20 protein-coding genes are annotated in these 21187 nt (G+C 52.6%); 2 read left to right on the top strand and 18 right to left on the bottom strand.

The genetic code is table 11. The annotated features are described in order from the left end of the window. Positions 1–43: 43 nt before the first annotated feature. From nlpE to OGX83_RS02270, 3 genes are read right to left on the bottom strand one after another with little or no spacing between them, the layout of a single operon-like run. The gene (gene nlpE, locus OGX83_RS02280) at positions 44–742 is read right to left on the bottom strand and encodes an envelope stress response activation lipoprotein NlpE (protein ID WP_085951559.1); all 699 of its coding nucleotides are present in this window, start codon (positions 740–742) and stop codon (positions 44–46) included. A 30-nt stretch (positions 743–772) separates the two neighbouring features. After that, the gene (gene arfB, locus OGX83_RS02275; RefSeq protein ID WP_032942412.1) at positions 773–1195 is read right to left on the bottom strand and encodes an alternative ribosome rescue aminoacyl-tRNA hydrolase ArfB; all 423 of its coding nucleotides are present in this window, start codon (positions 1193–1195) and stop codon (positions 773–775) included. After that, positions 1192–1737 (bottom strand): YaeQ family protein, encoded by a 546-nt coding sequence (locus OGX83_RS02270; protein ID WP_003018497.1) that lies wholly within the window; start codon positions 1735–1737, stop codon positions 1192–1194. Before OGX83_RS02270 ends, arfB begins: the two co-directional genes overlap by 4 nt. Positions 1738–1925: 188 nt before the next feature. Here OGX83_RS02270 and OGX83_RS02265 point away from each other — a divergent pair, with 188 nt between their 5' ends. Then, positions 1926–2126 (top strand): YaeP family protein, encoded by a 201-nt coding sequence (locus tag OGX83_RS02265; RefSeq protein WP_003018499.1) that lies wholly within the window; start codon positions 1926–1928, stop codon positions 2124–2126. Further along, positions 2113–2373 carry a Rho-binding antiterminator gene (gene rof, locus OGX83_RS02260; protein WP_003018503.1) on the top strand — a complete coding sequence of 87 codons (261 nt, stop codon included), beginning with the start codon at positions 2113–2115 and terminating at the stop codon, positions 2371–2373. The genes OGX83_RS02265 and rof overlap by 14 nt, the downstream gene beginning before the upstream one ends. A 42-nt stretch (positions 2374–2415) precedes the next feature. Here rof and tilS read toward each other — a convergent pair whose 3' ends face one another. The 15 genes from tilS to ispU all read right to left on the bottom strand — a co-directional run bounded on the left by tilS (position 2416) and on the right by ispU (position 21114). Beyond that, complete coding sequence (tilS, locus tag OGX83_RS02255) at positions 2416–3711, bottom strand: tRNA lysidine(34) synthetase TilS (protein ID WP_032942411.1); 1296 nt, start codon at positions 3709–3711, stop codon at positions 2416–2418. 61 nt (positions 3712–3772) lie between these two features. Continuing rightward, positions 3773–4162: a VOC family protein gene (locus OGX83_RS02250; RefSeq protein WP_008786273.1), complete on the bottom strand. Its 390-nt coding sequence runs from the start codon at positions 4160–4162 to the stop codon at positions 3773–3775. 66 nt (positions 4163–4228) lie between these two features. Continuing rightward, on the bottom strand, positions 4229–6367 hold the full coding sequence (ldcC, locus tag OGX83_RS02245) for a lysine decarboxylase LdcC (protein ID WP_100271477.1): 2139 nt from the start codon (positions 6365–6367) through the stop codon (positions 4229–4231). A gap of 99 nt (positions 6368–6466) precedes the next feature. Beyond that, positions 6467–7426: an acetyl-CoA carboxylase carboxyl transferase subunit alpha gene (gene accA / locus OGX83_RS02240; RefSeq protein WP_003829164.1), complete on the bottom strand. Its 960-nt coding sequence runs from the start codon at positions 7424–7426 to the stop codon at positions 6467–6469. A 12-nt stretch (positions 7427–7438) separates the two neighbouring features. Then, complete coding sequence (dnaE, locus tag OGX83_RS02235; RefSeq protein ID WP_008786271.1) at positions 7439–10921, bottom strand: DNA polymerase III subunit alpha; 3483 nt, start codon at positions 10919–10921, stop codon at positions 7439–7441. A gap of 24 nt (positions 10922–10945) precedes the next feature. Next, positions 10946–11542: a ribonuclease HII gene (gene rnhB / locus OGX83_RS02230; RefSeq protein WP_003018518.1), complete on the bottom strand. Its 597-nt coding sequence runs from the start codon at positions 11540–11542 to the stop codon at positions 10946–10948. Next, positions 11539–12687 (bottom strand): lipid-A-disaccharide synthase, encoded by a 1149-nt coding sequence (gene lpxB, locus OGX83_RS02225; RefSeq protein WP_191215142.1) that lies wholly within the window; start codon positions 12685–12687, stop codon positions 11539–11541. The genes rnhB and lpxB overlap by 4 nt, the downstream gene beginning before the upstream one ends. Next, on the bottom strand, positions 12687–13475 hold the full coding sequence (gene lpxA, locus OGX83_RS02220; RefSeq protein ID WP_003018525.1) for an acyl-ACP--UDP-N-acetylglucosamine O-acyltransferase: 789 nt from the start codon (positions 13473–13475) through the stop codon (positions 12687–12689). Before lpxA ends, lpxB begins: the two co-directional genes overlap by 1 nt. A gap of 3 nt (positions 13476–13478) precedes the next feature. Further along, positions 13479–13934 carry a 3-hydroxyacyl-ACP dehydratase FabZ gene (gene fabZ / locus OGX83_RS02215; RefSeq protein ID WP_003018528.1) on the bottom strand — a complete coding sequence of 152 codons (456 nt, stop codon included), beginning with the start codon at positions 13932–13934 and terminating at the stop codon, positions 13479–13481. A gap of 103 nt (positions 13935–14037) precedes the next feature. Further along, the gene (gene lpxD / locus OGX83_RS02210) at positions 14038–15063 is read right to left on the bottom strand and encodes a UDP-3-O-(3-hydroxymyristoyl)glucosamine N-acyltransferase (protein ID WP_006686790.1); all 1026 of its coding nucleotides are present in this window, start codon (positions 15061–15063) and stop codon (positions 14038–14040) included. Positions 15064–15066: 3 nt separating this feature from the next. Next, positions 15067–15552: a molecular chaperone Skp gene (gene skp, locus OGX83_RS02205; protein WP_003018533.1), complete on the bottom strand. Its 486-nt coding sequence runs from the start codon at positions 15550–15552 to the stop codon at positions 15067–15069. A 122-nt stretch (positions 15553–15674) separates the two neighbouring features. Then, positions 15675–18092 carry an outer membrane protein assembly factor BamA gene (bamA, locus tag OGX83_RS02200; RefSeq protein ID WP_048236100.1) on the bottom strand — a complete coding sequence of 806 codons (2418 nt, stop codon included), beginning with the start codon at positions 18090–18092 and terminating at the stop codon, positions 15675–15677. A gap of 29 nt (positions 18093–18121) precedes the next feature. Then, positions 18122–19474, bottom strand: a complete 1353-nt coding sequence (rseP, locus tag OGX83_RS02195) for a sigma E protease regulator RseP (protein WP_003829173.1) — start codon at positions 19472–19474, stop codon at positions 18122–18124. Between the two features lie 11 nt (positions 19475–19485). Beyond that, complete coding sequence (cdsA, locus tag OGX83_RS02190; RefSeq protein ID WP_003829174.1) at positions 19486–20343, bottom strand: phosphatidate cytidylyltransferase; 858 nt, start codon at positions 20341–20343, stop codon at positions 19486–19488. Between the two features lie 12 nt (positions 20344–20355). Further along, positions 20356–21114 (bottom strand): (2E,6E)-farnesyl-diphosphate-specific ditrans,polycis-undecaprenyl-diphosphate synthase, encoded by a 759-nt coding sequence (gene ispU / locus OGX83_RS02185; protein ID WP_286587275.1) that lies wholly within the window; start codon positions 21112–21114, stop codon positions 20356–20358. Between the last annotated feature and the right edge of the window lie 73 nt (positions 21115–21187).

Raw genomic sequence — 21187 nt, 5'->3', positions numbered from 1 at the left:
ACCAACAAAAAGGCCCTGATTATCAGGGCCTTTTTTCTATCGATTAATTACACGCTTTACCAGGGATAAATTTCGCGTCTTTATCCGCCATCAACGTTTTCACTTTCTCGCCCGTATCCGGGTTTGACTCCAGCGTGAAATGCGCCTCAAGCGTCAGCAGTACGGACTGTCCGTTTTCCGCACGAGCGGCTAAATAGTCGCGTTCAAGCTGAGCGTTATTCGCCACCGGCATCCGTTTACCCGTTGCGCAGTCGGTAAAGATTGCCGCGTCAGCCATATAGAAATACATGCCTCGCATCGGCATTGGCGTCACCGGTAAGCTGGCGGAAACCGGCTGGAGCGTGTAGTTAAACTGTGACTCAATCGGGTTACCTTCACGATCGAGCATTTCCAGCGCCTCGCCTTTAGCCCGGTAGTACGATTTTTCACCTTTACTGTCGGTCAGCACCAGTTTGTCGGCTGTACGCGCCCATGTGCCATAAGAGGCAAACGAAGACGGTTCATCCCGCACGCCCTGATAGCGTTCGTTCATCACCCATGTGCCGTCTTTTTCCAGAAACAGAGAGGTTTCAATCCCTTCGCAGTCCGCGCAAGGTAAGATGCCACGCCAGCTTTGCTGCATCGGTTTTAATTCTGCCGCCCGCGTCGGCTGTAGTACTTCAACTTCAGTACGGTTATTACAGCCGATCAAGGAAAAAAGCGTGCATGCAGCGACCACGGACAATATTGCTGTTTTCACTATCAATTCCTTATTAATTTTTATTCCCGCTCGTCAGTCTTGCGTTCGACGAACTCTCCCGCGCAGTGCTTTCACTGTGGATTTTTGTGCCTTCGATGACAACCTGCGCTCTTTCGAGGCGCGCGTAGGGCGAGTTGCCTGTCGGCTTTTTTGCACCGCGGTTAATTCTTTTATCACCGCCACCAGTCGGGAGATTGCCGCTTCCCGATTGAGCTCCTGGCTACGGTATTCCTGCGCCTTAATGATAATAATGCCATCGCCGCTAATCAGATGATGGCTGGCGGCCAGCAGGCGTTCCTTGTAATACTCTGGCAGGCTCGAGGCCCGAATGTCAAAGCGCAAATGGATAGCCGTCGAGGTCTTGTTAACGTGCTGACCACCCGCGCCTTGTGCCCGAATCGCCGTGATTTCCAGCTCATTATCAGGGATAGAGACGTTTCGGGAGAGAACAATCATGAACGCGGCTGCCACGCGGTCAGATGAATTTCCAGATTGTTCTGAGAGTCGGACAGCCAAATAGCGCCGTCCTGAATAGTCGCCTGCAGCGCCATTGTACGACCAGCAAAATCACTCAGTTGCGCCAGCTGTTCATCATCCAGATACCACACGGTGAGATTTTTAAACTGCGCACATTTGTTCTGGTTTTGCTGCCACCAGATCTGAGCCGCACGGCTGTTGTAGGCAAACAGAGCAACCTCACCAGACTGGGTACAGGCTTTCTTGATACGGCGCTCATCCGGCAGACCCAGCTCAATCCAAAGATCGATGCCCAGATGGTCGTTACGCAGCCATGCTTCAGGCTCGTCTTCCGCGCTCAGGCCACGCGTGAACTGCAGCCGTTCATCGGCATATTTAATCCAGGCCAGCAGGCGCAGCATCATGCGCTCCTGGGTTTCAGAGGGGTGACGCGCCAGCGTCAAGGCCGCGTCAAGAAACTGGTTGCGGTCAAGATCCGCTACGTTGACGACGGCTTTATAAATTGTCGCTTTAAGCGCCATGGGAGAACTCCTTTCGAATCAGGCGCACATTGTAGCGAAAACTGCGGCAAAAGGCTGCTAACTGCTCATCTATCAAGGCGCTGATATTGCTTGAATGAGTATGGTATAGTCACCTTGCTAAACAGAGTTTATCTTCGTAGGCTTAGACTTGCATCCACGGTTAAGTCAGAGTGCTGACAGGAGGGCATGTGGAAAAATATTGTGAGTTAATACGCAAGCGGTACGCGGAAATCGCCAGCGGAGACTTAGGGTATATCCCGGATGCGCTGGGTTGCGTATTGAAGGTGCTTAATGAAGTGGCGGCAGACAGCGCCCTTCCAGAGTCGGTCAGGGAAAAAGCGGCCTATGCTGCCGCGAACTTACTGGTGAGCGATTATGTCAATGAATGAAACGTATCAACCCATCAACTGCGATGATTACGACAATCTTGAACTCGCCTGCCAGCACCATTTGTTACTGACGCTGGCGTTAAAAGATGGCGAAGTTTTGCAGGCGAAAGCGAACGACCTGGTTTCACGCAAAAACGTGGAGTATCTGGTCGCAGATGTCGCAGGTGAAACCCGGGAGCTTCGCCTCGACAAAATTGCCAGCTTCAGCCACCCGCAGATCGGTACCGTGGTGGTCAGCGAATCCTGATTATTTTGGTGCCGGATGACGGTGCAAAGCACCTTATCCGGCCTACTTTCCACGCCAAACCAGACTCACGCCTTCTTCATCATCCGCCGCTCCCTCACGCGTCACGAAAACACCCGCAGCCGCAATCAACGTTTCGCCGTAAAACAGCAGCGGTGTGGTATCTCGTCGCCAGGGCGGGATCCCCTGCTCCTGCCAGATTTTCTTTAATTTCCGTCCACCGTTACGCCCGACAATATGCAATAACCCTGGTGCTTTGAAACGAATGCTGACAGCTTCATCCGCTTGCGGCATGCGCAATTCACCCGCAGAAATTAACTGAACCGAACCCAATCCGGCAGGCAGCGCCAACGGTGTTTTCCACTCTAACCATGGGATAACGGTTTCGCTTTGCCCATCGACTGACTTCACCCACCACAGCTGTGACTGATAACGACGGACCTCGTACTCCCCGAGGCGAAAACAGGGTGAGGCATCTTCCCGCGCCAGCGCCACTTCCTGCCAGATACGTTCCAGTCCATCACGAGAAGGCATCGGCGCATTTAACCCCGCCAGCCAGCGACGAAGCAGCGCGGCACGACGCACGTCGCTCATCATCATTAACGGTACCAGTAGCAGTGTGCCGTGGGCTGTGATGCAATCGGCTAAATCGCTGGCCAGCAGTTCATCCAGTAAACTCTCCTGCTCAGCACACAGCGCGGCGCTGCGGGCTACGGCTTGCGCGAAGTGCGGCCAGCGCTGTTGCAGCAATGGGGTAACGCGCAATCTGAGGAAATTGCGATCGTAGGTATCGTCCTGATTGCTTTCATCTTCAATCCAGCATAATTCATGCTGCCGCGCCCATGCTTCAAGCGCCTCACGCGTTTGCGCCAGCAGCGGTCGAATCAGCTGAGTTCCGGCGAACGGTGAACATTCCCCCATGGCGGAAAGTCCGGCAGGGCCGCTGCCGCGCTTAAGCGCCAGCAGAAAGGTTTCACACTGGTCATCGAGATGCTGGGCGGTCATTAGCACCTCGCCCGGTAGTAAGGTCTGCGCAAATGCCTGATAGCGCGCGCGTCGTGCCTGAGCTTCGATGCCCAGACCATCATCCTCAAGGTGTACCCGCTCAACCACCAGCGGCACCTGCCACTGCATACATACTGACTCACAGTGCTGCACCCAACTGTCTGCATGTGGGCTTAATCCGTGATGAATATGGATTGCGCGTAAAGCGACCTCAGGATGCTGCGCTCGCCACTGCACCAGCTGATGCAGGAGTACGGTTGAGTCCAGCCCGCCGCTAAAGGCGACCAAAATCGATTGAGAATTCAGCAGTGAAGTGTTCAGCGTGAGTGTCGTCATGATGGTTACTTACAATGGCATTGCCCGGCACGTTACCGGGCTAATGCCACAATGACAAGCCTTACATCTCGTACAGTTCGAGGGGCAATCCGTCCGGATCGTTGAAAAACGTAAAGCGTTTACCGGTAAATGGATCGATACGTATGGATTCACACTTCACGTGGTGTGCTTCCAGATGCGCGATCGACTTTTCCACATCCTCCACGCTGAACGCCAGATGACGCAAACCGCAGGCTTCCGGTCGGCTCGGACGGCAAGGTGGAAACGGGAAAGAAAAAAGCTCAATAACATACTGGCCGTTCAATGCCAGATCGCCTTTCCACGAGTCTCTCTCTTCCCGATAGGCTTCGCTCATCAGTGTAAAGCCAAGCACATCGCAGTAAAATGCCTTACTCGCCGCGTAGTCCGTCGCAATAATGGCAATATGGTGAACCTGTTTTAATCCCAGCATAGCGTCATCGCCTCTTTCATTTTTCTGTCAGCACGTTACTCGTACGTCTTAGGGTCAGGCAAGTCGTTATGCCATTTTTAAGACTCTCACGCGATACACACCATCCTCGCCCAGTTTAGCGCCATGGATATCGGTTTCAAATCCCGGGTAGCGCTGCCCCACTGAACACAGCATCAGAAGAAAATCGAGGACAGCCCGGCTTTTGGCAGTGATCATTTCCCCGGGCATCAAGAGCGGCACACCTGGAGGATAAGGCAGGATCATATTGGCGGACACGCGTCCTACCAGTTGATCAAGCGCCACGGTTTCCACCTCACCTTTGATCTGCCGCTGCCAGGCCTGGTGCGGTGTCATTTTCATTTCCGGCAAGGTATCAAATGCCCGCAGCATCAGTCCGGAGAGATCGTGCTGGCGGATAAGCTTATGGATCCCCTGCGCCAGATCCTGAATACGCATATTGCGATAGAAATCGGGATCTTCAGCATACAGATCCGGCAGCATATTTTTCACGCGCAAATTCAGATCGTACGAGCGCTTAAATTCCGTCAAGCCACGTAGCAGCCCCATCGCCCGGGTTTTATCTATGCCAATACTGAACAGGAATAACAGGTTATACGGTCCCGTTTTTTCGACGACGACGCCGCGTTCATCAAGGAATTTCGCCACCAGCGCCGCGGGGATCCCCTCTTCGCTCATATTTCCCTGTTCATCCATTCCCGGCGTCAGAATCGTGACCTTCACAGGGTCGAGGAACATGTGGTCGGCATCAGCATCAACAAATCCGTGCCAGTCTTCACCTGGCGCTACCGGCCAACATTCTGCTTCATCGACCTTTTCCGGCTGCCAGATATCAAAGAACCAGCCATCCGACTCTTCGCGCAGACGCTGCACTTCTTTACGGAAATGCAACGCCCGTTCCACCGAACGATTGATTAACCGCTTGCCGGAATTGCCACGCAGCATTGCCGCCGCCGTTTCTATCGACGCCACAATCGGATAGCTCGGAGACGTGGAGGTGTGCATCATAAAGGCTTCGTTGAACGTGTCTTCATCATAGTCACCCTTAATGTGGATCAGCGAAGCCTGTGACAACGCCGCCAGCATCTTGTGGGTGGACTGGGTTTCAAATATCACCTTTCCCGGTACCCGTTCGCCGCTCATCCCGCTTTTCCCCTGATAGATCGGATGAAAATGGGTATACGGCACCCAGGCTGAATCAAAATGGATGGAGGGCACATCCAGGGTTTGCTTGATCCAGTTGGTGTTATAAAGCAGCCCGTCATAGGTGGAGTTGGTGATCACCGCGTGTACCGGCCATTGCGCCTGAGTCGTCTCTTCTACCTTGCGTTCAATACTTGCATGGGTAAATTCCCGACGGGGTATACCGCCGAGGATCCCCAACGCGTTACGCGTAGGCTTCAACCAGATTGGCACCACATCGCTCATCATCAGCAAATGCGCCAGCGACTTATGGCAGTTGCGGTCAATCAGTAGCGTACTTCCTGCAGGCGCAGCATACATACCGACAATCTTGTTCGATGTCGAGGTGCCATTGGTCACCATGTAGCTCTGCTCAGCACCAAAGGTGCGAGCGATGTACTCCTCCGCTTCAAGGTGCGGACCGGTATGATCAAGCAATGAGCCCAGTTCGGTTACGGAAATGGACACGTCGGCTTTCAGCGTATTGCCGCCAAAGAAATCATAGAACAGGCAGCCGACCGGGCTTTTCTGGTACGCCGTACCCGCCATGTGCCCGGGCGTACAGAAGGTATACTTTCCTTCCTTCACATAGGTAAACAGCGCCTTGGTGAACGGAGGCGTGATGTTATCGAGGTATTCGCTGGTGTACTGGCGAATGCGGGTGGCAATGTCTTCAGACTGACCCAGCGCATACTCAAAAAACCACAGCGCCATGCGCAGGTCGTGCGCACTGACATCCATCGTCGAATGGGTATTAATAAAGGCATAGAGCGGGAGATACTCGTTGAGCTGGTTGATGTCACTGCACAGCTCCAGGCTATATTCATCCCAGTCAAAAATGACGCCGCAAATTCGCGGGTTGTGTTCGATAAACTTCAGCAGGTCGACACTATTCTGCGGCCAGATAATCTGAAATCCCTGCTGTTGCAGCGCACGCTCAAGTTCCTTGATGGGCTCATCTTTATAAAAGACGCCATGCGGTCCCATGATGGCAATGATATTCATGCGTTCCTCCTGGAAAAACCTTAGTTAATCATAGCCTGGTCAAACCGCAGGTAAAAAAAAGGGCCACAACGTAGTGGCCCTTTTCAGAATAAATGCAGTTTACGCGTAACCGTAGCTCATCAGACGCTGGTAACGACGGTTTTTCAGATCGTCTTTGCTTAACACGTCGAGATCGGCGAGATCGGCCAGCAGCTGTGCTTTCAGGGACGCAGCCATCACTTCCGGATTGCGGTGTGCACCGCCTAACGGTTCCGGAATGATAGAGTCGATAAGCTTCAGCTCTTTCAGACGCGGGGCAACAATTCCCATCGCTTCTGCGGCCAGCGGTGCTTTGTCGGCGCTTTTCCACAGAATGGAAGCACAACCTTCCGGGGAGATAACGGAATAGGTGCTGTATTGCAGCATATTCACTTTATCGCCTACACCGATCGCCAGCGCGCCACCGGAACCACCTTCACCGATAACGGTGCAGATTACCGGTACGCTCAGACGCGACATTTCACGCAGGTTGCGCGCGATCGCTTCTGACTGACCACGCTCTTCCGCGCCCACGCCCGGGTAAGCCCCTGGGGTGTCGATGAAGGTAATGATCGGCATGTTGAAACGCTCGGCCATTTCCATCAGACGCAGCGCTTTGCGATAGCCTTCCGGCGCTGGCATGCCGAAATTACGGCGAATCTTTTCTTTGGTCTCACGGCCTTTCTGATGACCAATGATCATCACCGGACGGCCATCCAGACGCGCGATACCGCCAACAATAGCTTTATCATCCGCATAGGCACGATCGCCCGCCAGCTCATCAAATTCATCAAACGCCAGGCGGACATAATCCAGGGTGTACGGACGCTGTGGATGGCGCGCCAGTTGGGCTACCTGCCATGCGCCAAGATCGGCGAAGATTTTACGCGTCAGTTCTACGCTTTTTTCACGCAGGCGATGCACTTCTTCATCGATGTTAATATCCAGTTTCTCATCCTGACGGCTAACCGCAGTCAAAGAATCGATTTTTGCTTCCAGCTCTGCAATCGGCTGTTCAAAATCAAGGAAATTCAGACTCATAGTATTCCTGTATTAGTCAAACTCCAGTTCCACCTGCTCCGAACCAATAAGGCCACGGAGATCGTTTAGCAAACGATCGCTCGGAGAGACACGCCACGTCGCGCCAAAACGCAACCGCGCACGTGCATCCGCCCTCTGATAGTAGAGATGTACTGGAATTGTCCCCGAGCGGTGGGGTTCCAGAGACTGACGGAGTCGGTTTAAAAGCTGGTCATCAATTTGCCTGTCCGTCAGCGAGATAGCAAGCCCGCGAGCATATTTTTCCCGGGCTTCGTCAATATCCATGACTTCACGGGCCATCATTTTAAGCCCGCCGCTGAAGTCATCAAAGCTGACCTGTCCGCTGACGATAAGTATGCGGTCTTTTTCCAGCAATTGCTGGTATTTATCCAGAGCATCGGTAAACAACATAACTTCCAGACGTCCGGAACGGTCATCCAGTGTACAGATGCCGATACGATTGCCGCGCTTGGTGACCATTACCCGCGCAGCAATGACGAGCCCCGCAGCCGTGGTGACTTTACCACGTTCTGTCGGATGCATGTCTTTCAGCCTGTAGCCTCCGACATAGCGCTCAATTTCTTTTAAATACTGGTTGATGGGGTGTCCCGTCAGGTAAAGCCCCAACGTTTCACGCTCACCATCTAATACCACCTGCTCCGGCCACGGTTGGCAACTGGCATAGGATTGTTCAATTTGCTCCGGTTCTTCCGCCAGCACGCCAAACATATCGGCCTGACCGATGGCTTCGGCTTTTGCATGCTGATCGGCGGCTTTTAGCGCATCGTTGAGCGAATTCATCAACGCCGCGCGATGCGGGCCAAGGCGATCAAACGCCCCGGACATAATTAGCTTTTCCAACACCCGGCGGTTAAGTTTTTTGATATCCGTGCGCGCGCAGAGATCAAACAGCTCACGGAAGTAACCGCCTTCGTTACGCGCCTCAATAATAGCTTCAATTGGTCCTTCACCCACGCCTTTTATCGCGCCGATGCCATAAACAATCTCGCCATCATCATTCACGTGAAAATGGTAAAGCCCGGAGTTGATATCCGGCGGCAGGATTTTGAGCCCCATACGCCAGCATTCATCTACCAGCCCGACCACTTTTTCAGTGTTATCCATATCGGCGGTCATTACCGCCGCCATAAACTCAGCAGGATAATGCGCCTTCAGCCACAGCGTCTGGTAAGAGACGAGCGCATAGGCTGCGGAGTGCGATTTGTTAAATCCGTAACCGGCGAATTTCTCCACCAGGTCAAAGATTTTCATCGCCAGTTCGCCGTCTACGCCGCGCTTTTTCGCCCCTTCTTCAAAGGTGCCGCGCTGCTTAGCCATCTCTTCCGGCTTTTTCTTACCCATCGCACGACGCAGCATATCCGCGCCGCCAAGGGTGTACCCGGACAACTCCTGGGCAATCTGCATAACCTGTTCCTGATACAGGATAATGCCGTAGGTCGGCTCCAGTACCGGTTTCAGACACTCATGCTGCCATTGTACGTCCGGGTAGGAAATCTCTTCGCGACCATGCTTACGGTCGATAAAGTTATCTACCATCCCCGACTGTAGCGGACCAGGGCGGAACAGAGCCACCAGTGCGATCATGTCTTCGAAGCAGTCAGGCTGCAGACGTTTGATCAGGTCTTTCATACCGCGGGATTCAAGCTGGAAGACCGCGGTGGTCTCCGAGCGTTGCAGCATATCGAAGCTTTTCTTGTCATCCAGCGGGATAGCCGCAATATCCAGCGGTGGCTCACCGTTCTTTTCACGGCGCGCGTTGATCATTTCCAGCGCCCAGTTGATGATGGTGAGCGTACGCAGGCCGAGGAAGTCGAACTTCACAAGACCGGCATATTCCACGTCGTTCTTATCAAACTGAGTAACCGGGTGCAGCCCCTGCTCATCGCAGTACAGAGGCGCAAAATCAGTAATTTTTGTCGGTGCGATAACCACACCACCGGCGTGCTTACCAGCGTTACGCGTGACGCCTTCCAGCTTACGCGCCATATCGATCAGCGCTTTAACCTCTTCATCTGCCTCATAGATTTCCGGCAGTTGGGGTTCGGCTTCAAAGGCTTTTGCCAGCGTCATGCCCGGGTCGGGCGGCACCAGTTTCGAAATACGGTCAACGAAACCGTACGGATGCCCCAGCACGCGGCCCACGTCGCGGATAACCGCTTTTGCAGCCATCGTACCAAAGGTAATAATCTGCGAAACCGCATCACGACCGTACATTTCCGCCACGTGCTCGATAACCTGGTCGCGTTTCTCCATACAGAAGTCAACGTCGAAGTCGGGCATTGAGACACGTTCCGGGTTAAGGAAACGTTCGAACAGCAGGTCAAATTCCAGCGGATCGAGATCGGTAATTTTCAGCGCATAGGCGACAAGTGAGCCAGCGCCGGAACCACGTCCCGGGCCTACCGGTACGCCGTTATCTTTCGACCACTGGATAAATTCCATAACGATCAGGAAGTAGCCAGGGAATCCCATCTGGTTGATAACTTTAAGTTCAACTTCCAGACGTTCATCGTAAGGCGGGCGCTTCTGCGCACGAACTTCAGGGTCAGGGAACAAAAATTCGAGACGTTCTTCCAGCCCTTCGCGTGATTTCGCCACGAGGAAATCCTCGGTGGTCATATCGCCGGTCGGGAACTGCGGCAGGAAGTATTCGCCAAGACGCACCGTCACGTTGCAGCGTTTGGCTATCTCGACGGTGTTTTGCAGTGCTTCCGGAATATCGGAGAACAGCTCGCACATCTCATCTTCGCTGCGCATGTACTGCTGCGGCGAATAGTTACGCGGGCGTTTCGGGTCATCAAGGGTGAACCCGTCGTGGATTGCTACGCGGATTTCATGCGCGTCGAAATCTCCGGTTTCCAGGAAGCGGACATCGTTAGTCGCCACCACCGGTAGACCACGCGTTTCGGCTAGCGCTACAGCTGCGTGCAGATAATTTTCTTCATCTTGCCTGCCGGTGCGAATCAGTTCGAGGAAATAGCAATTGGGAAAATGTTCTTCGTAAAACGCCACGCACTCGTCAACCAGTGCGCTATTGCCGCGCAGCAGGCTGCGTCCGACATCGCCCATGCGACCGCCGGAGAGCAAAATCAAACCTTCTTTTAGCTCAACCAACCAGTCCCGGTCGATAACCGGTCCTTCTGCGCCATAGCCGCGCTGATAGGCTTTCGAAATCAACAACGTCAGGTTCTGATAGCCGGTATTATTTGCGGCCAGCACGGTGAGCTGCGTGAGTTCATCGCCCAACAGCTCACTGCGGACATGAAAATCTGCGCCAACTATCGGCTTAATACCCGCACCGTGACCCGCTCCGTAAAACTTCACCAGACCACACAGGTTGGTGAAATCGGTGATCGCCAGCGCAGGCATGCCTAACGCGGCCGCCTTTTTTACCAGCGGCCCGGTTTTCGCCAGCCCATCGATCATGGAGTAGTCGCTGTGCACCCGTAGGTGGACGAAACGTGGTTCAGACATCTTCAGATTCCTTCGACACAAGAATCAGGACGAGAGTCCCAGTGCGCGTTTGACGGGGCCAAAGCTGCGGCGATGGTGCTCAGTCGCACCATGCAGTGCCAATTTTTCCAGATGAAATGCGGTTGGATAACCTTTGTGCTGTGCAAAACCATATTGTGGAAAAACCGTATCCAGCGCCGCCATTTCAGCGTCACGGGTCACTTTTGCCAGAATCGATGCGGCGCTAATCTCCGCCACGCGGCTATCACCTTTGACCACCGCCATCGACGGTACCGGTAATGCCGGGCAACGATTGCCATCAATCAGCACGTATTCAGGCGCAATATGCAGACCCGCAACCGCACGCTGCATGGCCAGCATGGTGGCATGCAAAATGTTCAGCTCGTCGATTTCATGCGGTTCCGCCCGACCCAGGCTCCAGCTTAACGCTTTTTCTTTAATTTCATCAAACAGCGCCAGGCGACGTTTTTCTGACAGTTTTTTTGAGTCGTTAAGACCGATAATAGGGCGAGCCGGATCCAGAATGACGGCAGCAGTGACGACTGCGCCAACCAAAGGGCCGCGCCCGACTTCATCCACACCCGCCACTAAATGCGTATGCGGATACACAAATTCAATCATTGCGCTAACTCCAGGACCGCATCCGCCGCCTGCTCATCAGCGTTGCAACGGATCTGCTGGTGCAGTTCACGGAATGTGTCGTGCATCGCATGGCTGGTTTTACCATTTGCCAGCAACGGCAACAGCGCTTGCGACAGCGCCTGCGGTTCACACTCTTCCTGCAACAGCTCTTTAACCAGTTCTCTTCCCGCCAGCAGGTTAGGTAGCGAAACGTAATCCGTTTTCACCATGCGCTTCGCCAGCCAAAAGGTGAAGGGTTTCATACGGTAGCCAACCACCATCGGGCATTTTGCCAGCATACACTCCAGCGCGGCGGTACCTGAAGCCAGCAGTGCGGCATCGCTGGCCACCATTGCTTCACGTCCCATACCATTGAGCAGATGTACAGAAAGCTCCGGTGCAACTTCCGCTTTAATGCGTTCAAACTGCTCGCGACGTTTGGCATTCACCAACGGCACCACCACTTCGAGATCCGGATAATGCTGGCGTAATAGCTGCGCCGTTTTCAGAAAATCGGCGCTGAGCATCTCCACTTCTGCACCACGGCTTCCTGGCAGTAGCGCCAGGCAGTGAGCGTCATGAGGAATACCCAGAACATCACGGGCCGCATTTTTATCCGGGTCCAACGGCATGGCATCTGCCATGGTATGACCGATAAAGCGGCACGGGACGTTAAATTTGTCATAAAACGCCTTTTCGAAAGGCAGAAAGGCCAGCACCATGTTGGTGGATCTGCCTATTTTGAAAACGCGTTTCTGTCGCCACGCCCAGACGGACGGACTGACATAATGAATGGTTTTAATGCCCTGTTTTTTCAAGTTCCCTTCGAGGGTAATATTGAAATCAGGCGCATCAATGCCGACGAAAACATCCGGCTTTAAGTCGGTGAATCGGCGAGTGAGGTCGGCACGAATATGCAGTAAACGGCGCAGGCGTCCGAGCACTTCAACAATGCCCATGACCGCCAACTCTTCCATTTCGTACCAGGCTTCACAGCCTTCGGCCTGCATCAGCGGACCCGCCACGCCAACAAAGCGCGCATTGGGAACGCGAGCCTTGAGTGCACGGATTAACCCTGCACCAAGAATATCGCCGGAGGTTTCTCCGGCGACGAGGGCAATCGTTAAAGGACGCTGTTCAGTCATTAACGAATCAGGCCACGCGTTGAGCGCTCAAAGAAGTCGCTGAAAGCCTGAACTTCGGGGTACTGTTTCGCCAGTTCCGCGATTTCTGGTTTCACTTCTTCCAGCGTTTTACCGCTACGGTACAACGCTTTGTAGGCGTTACGAATCGCGGTAATCGCTTCGCGGGTGAATCCACGACGCTTCAGACCTTCGATATTGACGCCAAACGGCGTCGCGTGGTTGCCCTGGGCGATAACGTACGGAGGCACGTCCTGGGCTACACCAGAACAGCCGCCAACCATCACATGAGCACCGATGATGCAGAACTGATGCACCGCAGTCATGCCGCCGATGATAACAAAATCATCAAGCGAAACATGTCCGGCAAGCGTGGCGTTATTCGCCAGAATACAGCGGTTGCCTACCGTACAATCATGCGCGACGTGCGCATTAATCATCAGTAAGTTATCGCTGCCCACCTTCGTCACTCCACCGCCCTGCACTGTGCCACGATGAATGGTGACGCTTTCGCGGATGCGGTTGCGATCGCCAATTTCCACACGGGTCGGTTCGCCAGCATATTTAAGATCCTGGTTAACTTCACCGATGGAGGCAAACTGATAGATCTCGTTATCGCGACCAATTTTTGTATGGCCATTCACGACAACGTGAGACTTCAGTACGGTACCCTCACCAATTTCAACATGGGGTCCAACAATACAAAATGGGCCAATGTGAGCATTGGCACCAATGCTGGCGCCCTCTTCTACAATGGCGGTCGGGTGAATAAAGGCGGATTTATCAATCACGTATCAGGCCTCCCGGCTACGGGCACACATCATCGTTGCTTCGCACACAACTTTACCGTCGACCAGCGCAACCCCTTTAAAACGGGTCAGGCCACGGCGCGTTTTCTCGAAAGTCACTTCCATGATCATCTGATCGCCAGGCACGACAGGACGCTTAAAGCGTGCTTCATCAATACCAGCGAAATAATACAGTTCGCCTGGTTCCAGTTTTCCTACGCTTTTAAACGCGAGGATACCGGTAGCCTGTGCCATCGCTTCCAGAATCAATACGCCAGGGAAAATAGGTTTACCCGGGAAGTGGCCCTGAAAGAAAGGCTCGTTAACGGATACATTTTTCACTGCGCGCAGAAAACGACCTTCTTCAAAATCCAGCACGCGGTCAACCAGCAGAAACGGAAAACGGTGCGGCAGAAGTTCTAAAATCTCTTCAATATGCAGAGTATGAGTGTTAGTAGTCAAAATACTCTTCCTGTCAAAATATACTAAAAGGCAATAATAACACGGCCTGTCGCAATCGTATGAATGGGACAGGCCGAAAAGTCAGACATGCAAAAACGGTGCTTTAGTCTTGTTGATTAACCTTGCGCTCAATCGCTTTGAGGCGCTTGCTCATATCATCAATATTCATCACCAGTGCAGCTGTTTTACGCCATACCTTGTTGGGTTGTAGCGGAATGCCTGAGGAGTAGACGCCAGGTTCAGTGATAGGACGCATCACCATACCCATGCCAGTTACCGTAACTTTGTCGCATATTTCCATATGCCCATTGATCACGCTGGCACCGCCAATCATGCAATAACGGCCAATCTTCAGGCTACCCGCCATAATGACGCCACCGGCTACCGCCGTATTGTCGCCAATCACAACGTTATGCGCAATCTGGCACTGGTTATCAATGATAACACCATTACCGATCACAGTATCGTCCAGAGCACCACGGTCAATGGTGGTACAAGCGCCGATCTCGACGCGATCGCCGATAATCACGCGACCAAGCTGGGGGATCTTCACCCAGTTACCACGATCGTTCGCGTAACCAAATCCATCAGATCCAACGACGGTGCTGGACTGGATCAGGCAATTTTCACCGATCTGGATGTCGTGGTAAATCGTCACATTCGCCCACAAGCGTGAACCTGCACCGATTTTGGTATTTTTTCCGACGAAGCAACCTGCACCGATAACCACGTTATCGCCCAGTTCTACGCCAGACTCAATGACCGCATTTGCGCCCACAGAGACATTATTACCCAGCTTCGCCGTTGCATCGATCGCTGCACTGGGTGCAATGTTCTGTGCAGGCTGAGGCGTGGTATCTAAAATTTGCGCCATACGTGCATAGGTCAGGTAGGGATTCTTCACTACCAGCGCCGCACTCTTAGCAAAAGGAAGATCGTCCTGCGTCATCACAACGGCAGACGCCTGGCATACGCCTAAATGTTCACGGTATTTAGGATTCACCATGAACGTGATATTGCCAGTTTGCGCAGATTGCATGGACGCTACGCCGGTGATGACGATATCGCCATCACCGTGTAATTCTGCATCCAACTGCTCTGCTAAATCAGCCAGTCGAATTGAAGGCATTACTTATTTAACCTGTTTCAGTACGTCAGCGGTGATGTCTTTTACATCGCTGCTGTTGTATGCAACGGTGTTTGCGTCAACGACCAGATCGATGCTCTGGCTGCTGGCAACAGATTTCACAGCTGTCTGGATACGAGTAACCAGTTTGCCACGTTCTTCGTTGGAACGACGTGCACGATCCTGCTCGAAAGCCTGAGCTTTCTGAGAGAAAGTCTGGCGCTGAGCCATGACGTCTTTTTCCAGCTTGGTACGATCGCTACCTGCTTTCATTGATTGCAGACGCTGCATTTTAGATTGCAGATCGGATTCCATACGCTGCAGTTCGCTGGCACGGCCTTTGAACTCGTTTTCCAGCGTAGCAGAAACACCCGTCTTCTGTGCAACCTGTTGGAACAGGCTACCCATATTGACGATTGCAATTTTGTCAGCAGCCTGTGCGGACGTTGCCATCGCTAAACCGAGACCTGCAGCTAATAACCACTTTTTCACAATTAACTCCTTACCATCCCATTTGCACCCGAAGGTGCAGTTCTTTGCGTGGCCAGGCGATCCCATGCAAGATCGCCTAAAGTCATCGCTACACTACCACTACATTCCTTTGCGAAGAACAGTTACCAGGTTTTACCAATATTAAACTGGAACTGTTCCGCTTTGTCTCCATCGTACTTCTTGAACGGCTGGGCGTAGGAGAAAACCAACGGCCCCAATGGGGACATCCATTGTAACGCGATACCTGCAGACATACGGATATTGCTCGGATCACCGTAATCTGGAACCCCAATAGCGCGAGTTTGATCGCTATCCTGCCAGTTAGTATCCCAAACGGTACCCATATCCCAGAAGAAGGAGGTACGGACCGAGTTAGCATACTTATCGCTGATAAACGGCGTCGGGGTAATAAATTCCAGGCTTGCTACGGCCATGGCGTTACCACCGACCGCATCGTCTGATTTACAGTACGAACCGTCTTTATTGGTACACTCTTCGTAGCTGTCAGGATCCCCTGCATAAGCCCCTGATTTATAGACTGCTTTTGGACCGATGGTATTCGACTGGAAGCCACGCACGGTGCTGGAGCCACCGGCATAGAAGTTCTCGTAGAACGGCATTTCTTTACTGCCAATACCGTCGCCATAGCCTACCTTCGTACGTCCTAACACTACCCACTTATGATCGTCATCGATCGGTACATAGGTCGCGGTATCCAACGTCGCTTTATAGTATTCGTTGTCAGAACCCGGAATGGTGACTTTGCCGTTCAGGTTGACGCGCGTACCTTCCGTTGGGAAGTAGCCGCGGTCAAGCTTGTTATATGTCCAACCATAGTTAAAGGTGAAGTCATCCGCAGCAAAGCTGTTGGTATTGGTCTCACCCATTGACTCAAGATAACGATCCATCGCAACCTGCGGCTGCATATTGGACAGTTTGTTATGTACATAACCCAGGCCCGCGCGCAACGTGTTGTATTCGTTGACCGGGAAGCCCAGCGTCACGTCTGTACCATAACTTTTGTTGGTATAGTCGGACAGGTCTGCATCATCCGCTTCAAAGTCGTTATAGAAGACGCGGCCACCAAGGCTCACACCATCAACGGTGAAGTACGGGTTAGTGACAGACAACTCAGTATAGGTCTGGTAGTCGTTTTTGGTACCGTTAATCCCGACAGAATAACCGGTACCTAACCAGTTATCTTGCTGAACGCCAGCCTGGAAACTCACGCCGCTCTCGGTACCGTAACCGACGCCGAAGTTAAAGCTACCGGTGTTACGCTCTTTGACCTTGTAGACCACATCAACCTGATCCGGGCTGCCCGGAACACGCTGAGTATCGGTATCAACGGTTTCAAAGTAACCCAGACGGTTCAGACGCTCTTTACCCTGGTCGACCAGATCGCTGCCCAACCATGCGCCTTCCATCTGACGCATTTCGCGACGCAGAACGGAGTCTTTAGAAGTGTCGTTACCTTCAAAACGGATCTTACGCACATAGAAACGGTTACCCGCATCCACGTTTACACGTAATTTAACGGTTTTGTCGGCGTCGTTGATTTCAGGCTGCGACTGTACGCGCGGATAGGCATAGCCATAGCGACCCAGAAGCTTCTTGATGTCATCTTCCATTTTGGTCACTTTGGTGCCGTTATAGAGTTCACCTGGCTCGATCTTCGTCAGGGTCTCAATTTCGGCGGAGTGCCCGGCCAGGTTACCGCTCACCTGAACCCCAGAAAGCTTGTACTGCTCGCCTTCAGTGATGTTAACGGTGATGTAGATGCCTTTTTTATCCGGCGTCAGGCTGACCTGAGTGGAATCAATATTGAAGCGAGCATAACCGCGATCCAGATAGTAGCTACGCAGGGTTTCAAGGTCGCCCGCCAGCTTCTGTTTCTGGTATTTACGATCGCCCACCACGTTCCACCACGGCACTTCGTCACGCAACTGGAAGTGAGAGATAAGTTCGTCAGTCGAGAAGGCATGGTTGCCGACGATATTGATCTGTTGGATCTTCGCCGAAACACCTTCCTGGAAGACCAGCTTGAGGTCAACGCGGTTACGCGGCAACGGCGTCACCACCGCTTTCACACTGGCGCTGTACTTACCGACGCTATAGTAGAAATCTTCCAGGCCCTTTTCGATATCGGCAAGCGTTGTGCGATCCAGAGACTCGCCAACACGCACGCCAGACGCCTCGAGGTTTTGCTTCAGCATGTCATCTTTCACCGATTTGTTACCGGAGAAAGTGATGCTGGCAATCGTCGGGCGTTCTTTTACCTGAACCAGAAGGGTATCACCATCGCGCAGGACGCGGACATCCTCAAAGTTTCCGGTGGCGAACAGAGCACGAATGGTATTACTGATGTCTTCATCATTAACCGTGTCGCCTGTGCGCACCGGCATACTGAGGAGAGCCGCACCAACGGCGACTCGCTGTAGGCCTTCGAAATGAATGTCCTTCACTACGAACCCTTCAGCACCGTATACGGTGGCGCTGCTAAACAGCAGCGACGCTATGAGCAACTTTTTCATCGCCATCGTTATTATGCGTTCTTCCTAACACTCTCTTACAACCGAGAGAAATCATTGAAAAGTGCAAGCCCCATTAACAACACCAGCAAGATAGAGCCAATGCGATAACTAAAGTCTTGAACCCGCTCGGATACCGGACCGCCCTTCAGCTTTTCAATCGCCAGGAACAGCAGATGCCCCCCGTCAAGAACGGGCAACGGAAACAGGTTGATTATCCCTAAGTTCACGCTGATAAGCGCAAGGAACATCAGGTAATAAATAATCCCGAACTCCGCTGACATCCCAGCCCCCTGGGCGATAGAAATCGGCCCACTGAGGTTGTTCAGTTTTACATCACCGGTAATCAATTTTCCCAGCATACTGACCGTCAGCTTCATCAACTGCCACGTTTTATCCGAGGCTTCGAGGATGGCGCTGAAGGGCCCATACTGGCGTACAGTCTTATACTCATCAGGCAGAGGAATAACTTTAGGCACCACGCCCGCAAACCCTTCTGCCTTACCGTTAACCTGTTTTGAATCTGGGGTTAACGTTAAAGACAAGGAACTTCCTTGTCTTTCAATATCTAGCGCTAACGGCGTATCCGGATTATCGCGCACCAGCGTCACGAACGTCATCCATTGCGTCAGCGACTGACCATTGACTTTAACGATCCTGTCGCCAGCTTGCAAACCTGCCTTACTTGCAGCGGAATTAACCTGCACTTCTGACAGTACCGGTTCAATCTGCGGACCACGCGGACGCATGCCCAAACTAGAGACAGGATCCTCTTTGTCTGGCTCAAATGCCCAATGGCGTAAATCCAGCGTTTTGTCCTGTCGCTGGTTACTGCCAAACTGCGCCACGCTGAGGGTCGTATGCTCATCGCCAATTTTGGATACCAGTTGCAATCGCACGGCATCCCAATCAGGGGTTTCGATGCCATCAACCGCTTTTAGTTCCGTACCCGGCTGAATTTGCGCCTGTGCAGCAATCGAGTTGGGTGTTATTTCACCAACAACCGGACGAACGCCAGGGACACCAATGATAAACACCAGCCAATAAGCAAAAATAGCAAAAAGGAAGTTTGCAATCGGACCCGCGGCGATAATGGCAGCACGTTGTCCAACCGTTTTATTGTTGAAGGCGTAATGGCGCAATTCCGGTGCGACCGGTTCAGCGCGCTCATCCAGCATTTTGACGTAACCGCCGAGGGGAATCATGGCGATGACGTATTCCGTACCTGATTTATCGGTACGCCGCCAAAGCGCTTTTCCAAAGCCAATGGAAAAGCGTTCGACGCGGACTCCGCAGCGCCGCGCAACCCAGAAATGACCAAATTCATGCACGGTGATAAGCACACCAAGTGCGATGATGAATGCAGCCAAATTCCAGAGAATACTCAGCATAAGACCATCCGTTAGAGCGTCCTGAACACCAGTAACAACAGGCAGGCAAAGACCGGTACCGCAGCCGTCAGGCTATCAATACGATCCAGAATACCGCCGTGTCCTGGAATTAAGTGACCACTGTCCTTAATACCTGCTTCACGCTTAAACATACTCTCGGTCAGGTCACCCAGCACGGAGGCCAGGGCTGCAACGATGGAGCAAATGAGCAAGGTGACAGGCGCAACTTCAAGATTCGCCCACATGCCATAACCCCATGAGATCACGGCCGCAGTGGCGAGTCCGCCAATAAAACCCTGCCAGGTTTTACCAGGAGAAACCTTCGGTGCCAGCTTATGTTTGCCAAACAGCTTACCAAACATATACGCACCAGAGTCCGCTCCCCAAACGAGGATCATGACATACAGCAGCCATAGCGCGCCACTATAATGATTCTCATCATAGTGCCATGCACGTAGCGCCAGCATTCCCCAAAAGAACGGGACAATGGTTAACACGCCGAAAATTATGCGTAATGTTTTGGAATTACGCCAGACCGACGCAGAACCTGGGTAAAACAATACCAGTAACAGCGCTACGACCCACCAGCCCAGCGACGCCCACAGCGATACTTCAACCAGAGGTTGATGGATATCGCGATGGTACTCTGGCAGCAAAAATAGCATCAGTGCCAGCAATAGCCCGCACAAAACCGCCAGCCAGACTCGCTGCGTACGCGTGGTAAAACCGCTTAACTGTCCCCACTCCCAGGCGGCCAACATACAGACGACCAACGTAACAATGGCGAACCCCACCGGCGGCAGCAAAAACAGCGCCGCGATGACAACGGGTATTAAAACAAAAGCAGAAATCAGGCGATACTTCAGCAAAAGCGACCCCCATCAGGCTTTTTCATCACCGGGTTCGGTGCCGCCGAAACGACGCTCACGATTAGCAAAGGCATGCAGCGCACCTTCAAAGTCTTGTTCATCGAAATCGGGCCAGAGAACATCGGTAAAGTAAAGTTCGGCGTAGGCAATTTGCCACAACAGAAAATTACTAATTCGGTGCTCTCCCCCAGTCCTTATCACTAAATCCACAGGAGCCAGCTCATGCATACAAATTTGCTGCCCAAGCATCTCTTCATCGATTTGCTCAGGATGCAGCACACCGTCCTGCACCTGTTGTGCCAGTTGCCTGACTCCCTGGACAATATCCCACCGTCCACCGTAATTCGCTGCAATATTCAGCGTCAACCCGGTATTCTGGGCGGTAATCGCTTCTGATTTGCGAATCCGTTCTTGCAAACGTGAGTTAAATCGACTGGTATCCCCGATAATACGCAGGCGTACGTTATGGCGATGTAGGTTTTTCACTTCGCTATCAAGTGCCCACACAAACAGTTCCATTAACGCGCTCACTTCCTGCGCAGGTCGGTTCCAGTTCTCACTGCTAAAGGCATACAGCGTTAACGCATCAATACCGTTATTTGCAGCAAAAGAGACAGCCCGGCGGACGGATTTTGCTCCAGCCTTATGCCCAAAGGCGCGAATCTTCCCTTGCTTTTTCGCCCAGCGGCCATTGCCATCCATGATAATTGCGACATGGCGACAACCATGTGCTGGCAAATTTTCGCTTAATGGTTTAGTTGCAGACAACATAACGCGTTATTAGTCCCTGAAAGGATTTACGGTACTCAGGAATACTGAAGCCTATCCACAAAAAAGCCGTGTC

The organism is Citrobacter sp. Cpo074 (assembly GCF_030332745.1).
Taxonomy (GTDB): Bacteria; Pseudomonadota; Gammaproteobacteria; order Enterobacterales; family Enterobacteriaceae; genus Citrobacter; species Citrobacter portucalensis.
Note: the sequence above shows the minus strand (reverse complement) of the source record. Positions and strands in the feature narration are given on the sequence as shown.